At 36.9% G+C, this 6312-nt stretch carries 5 protein-coding genes; 3 read left to right on the top strand and 2 right to left on the bottom strand.

Going from position 1 to position 6312, the window contains the following annotated elements:
* The first annotated feature begins 103 nt into the window (after positions 1-103).
* The gene (locus CP368_RS08885) at positions 104-1708 is read left to right on the top strand and encodes an ABC transporter ATP-binding protein (protein WP_098044088.1); all 1605 of its coding nucleotides are present in this window, start codon (positions 104-106) and stop codon (positions 1706-1708) included.
* Between the two features lie 158 nt (positions 1709-1866).
* Entirely contained in the window at positions 1867-2610 is a 744-nt protein-coding gene (locus tag CP368_RS08880) for a PAS domain-containing protein (RefSeq protein WP_098045988.1), read from the top strand.
* Between the two features lie 2 nt (positions 2611-2612).
* On the opposite strand, the gene CP368_RS08875 is transcribed toward CP368_RS08880, so the two are convergent.
* Positions 2613-2942: a hypothetical protein gene (locus CP368_RS08875; RefSeq protein ID WP_098036653.1), complete on the bottom strand. Its 330-nt coding sequence runs from the start codon at positions 2940-2942 to the stop codon at positions 2613-2615.
* 126 nt (positions 2943-3068) lie between these two features.
* A complete protein-coding gene (locus CP368_RS10615) occupies positions 3069-5144 on the bottom strand; it encodes an LPXTG cell wall anchor domain-containing protein (RefSeq protein ID WP_199161338.1) in 2076 nt (691 codons plus the stop codon).
* Positions 5145-5483: 339 nt separating this feature from the next.
* On the opposite strand from CP368_RS10615, the gene pnuC reads away from it, so the two are divergent.
* A complete protein-coding gene (gene pnuC, locus CP368_RS08860) occupies positions 5484-6224 on the top strand; it encodes a nicotinamide riboside transporter PnuC (RefSeq protein ID WP_025006479.1) in 741 nt (246 codons plus the stop codon).
* The last annotated feature ends 88 nt before the right edge of the window (positions 6225-6312 follow it).

Genomic DNA, 6312 nt, shown 5'->3' with positions numbered 1-6312 from the left:
ATTAAAAAATCAATTTGCGAGAAAGAACTATTTACACAAAAGATTTGACAGTCTCGACAAGTATGCGGGTATAATGGTTCAAGTATATAAAAAAGGAGAGTTTATGAGTCTTAAATATGCTAAAAAAAGCCAAATAATTAGCTTTACCATTTTGGCTGCAATTAAAGCCTGCAACATCGTCTTTGTAGCTTACATGATCCAAATCATGTTGAATGTGGCTTCATCTGGTTCACATGATTACATGCATTTGATTAGACTAGCTTTATTGACTGCTCTAGGACAAATGTGCTTCATGGCCAGCAACTTTGTTTATGAAACAGTTAAAATGGGAATCATTCGTGATGTCAACATGACTTTGAAGAGAGCTAACCTGCGCTATCTGGTTGATCAGGGGGATCCAGATATTAAGAGTGGCTTGTCACTGATGACCAACGATTTGAAGCAAATTGAAACTAATCGTGTTACTGCTCAATTAGATATGATTTTTCAAGGACTATCATTTTTTGGTGCGATTAGTTTTGCATTTTATAGTTCTTGGCAAATGACTTTAGTATTTTTAGTAGCGACAATTGCACCAGCGTTAGTGCAAATGATTACCAGTCCAATTATTACTAAAAAATCCAAGATCTGGGCTAAAACTAATGCCAATTATACACAGCACGTATCTGATTCATTGAATGGTGCGCAAGCTACTAAGCTTTATAACGTGCGAACAAATATTGTAACGCGTGCCGCAAACGCTGCCCAACAAATGGAAAATGCGTTAAGAAATATGACTTTGACGCAGGCATGGGCACTGGAGTTGATTTATTCAGCTGCGGAACTTTTCTGTTTTATTATTCCATGTACTGTTGGTGGAATATTGATGATGCAAGGCAACTTAAAGGTTGGTACCTTGGTTATGATGGTCGACTTGGCGATGAACTTTATAACGCCAGTCGTAACGCTGTTTAATGAATTTAATCAGGTTAAATCAACAGTGCCGATGTGGGAAAAGACGCAAACGGCTTTGCAGCACGTGATGAAAGATGATAAGCAAAAGATCAGTCATTTTGAAGGCATGAAAGTTGCGGATTTATCTTATGTTACTAATAGCGATCATAAGCGTATTTTTGACGGTGTAAGCTTGCAGATTAAGCCTGGTGAAAAGGTCTTGCTCATGGCCCCAAGTGGTTGGGGTAAAACGACCTTGTTGCGATTGCTTCTTGGATTAAAGAAGCCGCAAGGTGGTAAGATTTTGCTTAATAATAAGAACGTAACGGGTAATTGGGATGCAGCCCATAACTATTATTCTTATGTCAATCAAAAGCCGTTTATGTTTGATGATACACTTCGCTTTAACATCACATTGGGAAGACAAGTTAGTGATGAGCAATTGAAGCAAGTAATTAATGAAGCAGGACTTGATGAACTGGTGAAAGAACAAGGCTTAGACAAACAAGTCGGTGAAAACGGTAGTGAACTTTCAGGTGGTCAAATTCAAAGAGTAGAAATTGCACGTGCGCTGCTTTCTGGCAGACCAATCTTACTGGCTGATGAAGCAACGAGTGCGCTTGATCCTAAGCTGTCCCTTGATATTCACAAGACCTTGCTTAAAAATCCTAAGGTAGCTGTACTTGAGGTGGCTCACAAGATATCACCAGAAGAAAAGGCTATGTTTGATGTAATTATTCATTTGGATAAGCATACAGTTGAAACTAAGATGTAAGGGGTGTTAATCCCTTATTTTTATGTAAATATTTATATAATTTAATATATGATATTCACACAAATAATATTCCTATAAATGATATCTTTTATTGAAATGTAACCACTTCCACTATATAATCAAAGTAACAATGATAATTCTTTTAGGGGGATGAAATTATGGCTGAGCCCAAATGGTTACACAATATGAATTCTGATGAATATTTAAGAGAAGACTTTGAAGCAAAAGGAAAGTCTAGGTATACAGTTGAAGGTATCGATAAAAATGATCCTGACTGGTTAGACAAGGCTGCTAAGAAGGTTCACGCTGCAGAAGGTGATGACTATGTTAAGCTTGATTCAGGTCTTTTGACAGTAAATCAATTGAATTGGATGCTTCGTAATACGATTGGTGAAATGACCTTTGTTGACGATAATAATCAATTCTTGTGGTACAACCGTCCAGTCGATCCAAATGCAAAGATGAAAGCTAAGCGTACTCCTGATCAAGTTGGGGATAACATGGGTGCAGTTCACCCAGATGTACGTGACGTTATTCCTAATGCTAAGAAGGTTGTTCATGCATTGCGTGAAAAGCAAGATGGTCACGATGATGTTTATATGCCCGTGCCAACCGGTAACTTAAAACAGTTGGTTTTGCACTACTATAAGCGTGTGGAAGATGATAACGGCAACTATGCTGGTATTTATGAATGGGTACAAGATTTGTATCCATTAGTTAAGTACTTCTGTGAAACTACTGGTCAAAAATTGGTAGTTGATGATGACGCAACAACTGGTGCAACTTATCGTAGAAATTCTGATCCAGATGCAGTCAGTGGTGCTTCTACTAAGGCTAAGGCGGCTAAAGAAGAAAAGGTTGCAGAAAAGCCTGACACTACTTCAGGTGCTTCACAACATTAATTTTAGAAAGAAAAGCAGCTAGGTTTTACTGCGATCATGATTTCGTCAGGAATATTATTTAAAGTAATGTCTTCTTCTGGATAAGCAAAGTATGGCATGATTTTATAATATTGAGGAATATGCAAATCAATTAAGATTCTTAAGGCATCCTTGGTGATAACCCGGTTATCCTTGACTGGATTAAGAGAATGAGAGTCAACTTTATTGCCTTCGGCATCGTAATAATTAATCGTAATTTTTTTGGTAGGTAGAGACGGGGAACTAAATGATAAAAATAATGAAGTAGTACGTTTAACTACTTTTTTGGGAATACTTGTTATGTTTGATTTCAATATATTCAGCCTCGCTTCTTAAATTAATTATATTAATCGTATCAACTATTTTTTGATTTGTAAATGACATAGTGTCACTATTTAGAAATAATTAAAAAACGACTCTTAGATGAGTCATTTTCGTAATTAGTTCTTCTTTTTGATAATAAGGCCAAGTGAGAGAAGAGCCACTGCAACTGCGCTCATCACAGCACCGATAGAGATAAGTGGGTTCTGCTTTTCGCCAGTTTCTGGCAAAGCGATCTCTTCTTCAGTTGATGTTTCAACGACTGTACTGGTGCTTGTTTGAGGAGTTGCCTTTTCTTCTTTTTGTTGTTCTTGAACCTTGTTAGTTGTAGACTTAACTACATTTTCAGGAAACGGACGAATGAAGTCTTCTTTTTCCTCTTCTTTAGGTTCTTCTTCCTCTCCGATAGGGTCTACTACATCTTCAGGAAGCGGACGAATGAAGTCTTCTTCATCTTGTTTTTCCTTTTCTTTAGTTTCTTCTTCCTCTCCGATAGGGTCTACTACATCTTCAGGAAGCGGACGAATGAAGTCTTCTTCATCTTGTTTTTCCTCTTCTTTAGTTTCTTCTTCCTCTCCGATAGGGTCTACTACATCTTCAGGAAGTGGGCGGATGAAGTCTTCTTCACTAGGAGGAAGTTCTTCATCAGTAGGAGGTGTAGTTGGGTCTTCCGGAGTTGGGTCTTCCGGCTTAGGCTCTTCAGGAATCTGAATTTCCTCCATTGGTGGAACTAAGTCCCAACGGTGACTTTCACCTTTGATAGTAACCTTGTCTCCGATGATGTTACCATCCACGTTTACATTTGTAGTAATGTGTGCGTTTGAAGCTAGAATGCTGCCTAAGTGGCAGTCACCATCAATGTTCAATGAGTTAAGGTTGGTACCAAAGTTCCACAATAACTTGTTAGCTTGACCATGCTTTTCACTAGAACCATTTACATTGTTTTGGTCTGAGTATTCTAAAACCAGATGTGTCTTTACAGTCAAGTCTCCGTTTTGAACATTAGTAACATTCAAAATGATGATTGGAGCATTTTCACCAGCAGGGATACCCTTGATAGTGATATTGCGCTTGTTATCACCTGAGATGTGACTAGCATCAACTGTTACGTAAATAGGTTCTTTTCTATCACCGGCATTTTTGATTGCTTCGGAAACATCGATCCAACTGTTATTGTGGTCAGTGAAGTCAGCCTTAACACCCTCAGTTTGGCTTTGGCCTGCCCAGTTGTCTGACTTTTCACCTAATTTGTCTAACTCACCTTGAATGTCTAAAGGCTTGTCAGCTTGAATAATGTGGCTGTGCTTAATGTCAACTTTTTGCCATTTAGGTTCATCCTTAGTACCAAAGTTAACTTGAATAGCGCCACCATTTTCGTATGAACGGTATTCAATGTCTGGGCCGAAGATAACTAACTTGTTGTCACCATTAATTTTATTGAGGTGGTCAATGCTACCGATGTAGTGAATATCACCATTAGTTAAGTTGCTGGTAGCACCTGAGTTAGTGCCAAAATCGCCAGCGCCAACTTTATCTGCGGCAATATTACCAGCAATGTGCACTTGACCATCTACTTCATTACCAAAGATGTGGAAGATACCGGCAATTCCCAATGGGTGTTTTGCAGCTACTTCCTCGATATATTTTTTAATATCTTCTAATTTTTTTGTTTCTTCTTCATCCTCTCTGTCTACTTTTTCAGTATCAACGTTAATTGTTGGCTTCTTAGTAGTTGTTTCAGTTTGATTTGTATTTTCTGGAGAAGAAGTTTCAGTTTTATCAGTAGTGGTTTGATCTTCGGTGACGGTTGCATCATTAGTAGTTGCATTTTCTACCGTTGATTCTTCTTTAGCTGTATTTTCAGCTTTGTTGATTTCAGTGGCAGTTTCAACTTGAGTATTTTCAGAAATAGTTTCTGTATTTTGAGTAATTTCTGAATTTACTGGAGTTGATTGATCATCATTTGAAGTTGAAACTTCAGTAGTGGATTCAGGAGTAATATCTTCTACTGAAGATTCAGTAGTATCTGTTGTACCCCCTCTGATTTCGATAGCGCTTATATCGATACCATCATTTACTGTAGCTGACACGATACCAGAAGTAGTGTTAGCGAAAATACCGAAAGTCAATAAAACCGCAACAGCGCCCTTACTTAATTTTCTAATTGCAAATTGTGATTTTGTTGATTTAAACATTTTTTTACCCTCATCTGGATAGTATGACAATATGTCACTAATTTACACTTATATTATATGATGGTGTGTCACTCCAGAATAGTACTTTTTGAGTACCTTTATATATTCTTAAGTATTCAAATTTGATTTTATATAGATAAAAACCAAAACTAATAATTTTTCTCATAAACACAACATATAGACATCTTTAAGTGCTATTAGCACAATATTTTGTAAGATTCAAGATTGTATAAAATGCTTAATTCGATTACGATATATATCGATGCTTTTATTAGGAAAAAGCGGATAAGGCACAAAATGTTGTGTTTTGTGAACCTAAATTTAAAGGAGTTTGTGTAGATGGAAAGAGAACACGAGAATTATTTCGTTTGGCTATTTAATCAATTAAAGGGATGGCCAATACAAAATTATTGTTTATGGTTTTTTGCTTTTGGTTTTCAATTAGCATTACTTATTCAAGCTAAGGTTACCAGCGTAACTTTAATTACTTTTATTGGTACTTTATTAGGTACGCTTTGTGTATTGGCAATTAATGCTACTAAGGCAATTAATGGATGGTTAGGATTAGTATCAGCAGCTTGCTTTATTTATGCAGGTTGGTCAGCTAAGAATTATCTTTCCATCTTTGAACAAATTGCTTATATTGCAACTTTGGACTTACCAGTTATTTTGTCAGTAAAGTCATGGAATAATGATACTAAGAACCATTTGAGAAAATTTGGCTCAAAAGAATGGTTAATCGCCATCGTTGGTACCTTGCTTGTTTATGTGGTTTCTGGTTACTTAATTGGTAAGTTTACTAATGATCCTCGTCCTTGGGTTGATGCAATTAGTTTCGCTATCTCACTTACTGCCGGAATTATGTGCTTCATGCGTTATAACAACCAATACTTCTGGTGGACCGCTAGTGGCGTGTTCCAATTGATTCTTTGGGGCATTACTTATGCTGAAGGCGATGCTAACTTGGCTATGGCTATTAACTCATTAATTTATGTAGCAAACGATGTCTTAGCATTTACCGTTTCACCTTGGTTTAACATGGGACGTCGTCATGCTGGGCTTAAGGAAATTTCTAAATAATAAGATTTAAAAAGCAGCGCAAAAAACGCTGCTTTTTTCTACGTAAAGTCAAGCATAATAAGAAGTTTGGCTTCATTTTTTGTTTAAA

Source organism: Lactobacillus sp. UMNPBX17 (assembly GCF_002553735.1).
GTDB classification, from domain to species: Bacteria; Bacillota; Bacilli; order Lactobacillales; family Lactobacillaceae; genus Lactobacillus; species Lactobacillus gallinarum.
Note: the sequence above shows the minus strand (reverse complement) of the source record. Positions and strands in the feature narration are given on the sequence as shown.

Coding starts and splice junctions, on each gene's coding strand:
- CP368_RS08885 (WP_098044088.1), top strand. CDS start 104: ATGAGTCTTAAATATGCTAAAAAAAGCCAAATAATTAGCTTTACCATT.
- CP368_RS08880 (WP_098045988.1), top strand. CDS start 1,867: ATGGCTGAGCCCAAATGGTTACACAATATGAATTCTGATGAATATTTA.
- CP368_RS10615 (WP_199161338.1), bottom strand. CDS start 5,144: ATGTTTAAATCAACAAAATCACAATTTGCAATTAGAAAATTAAGTAAG.
- pnuC (WP_025006479.1), top strand. CDS start 5,484: ATGGAAAGAGAACACGAGAATTATTTCGTTTGGCTATTTAATCAATTA.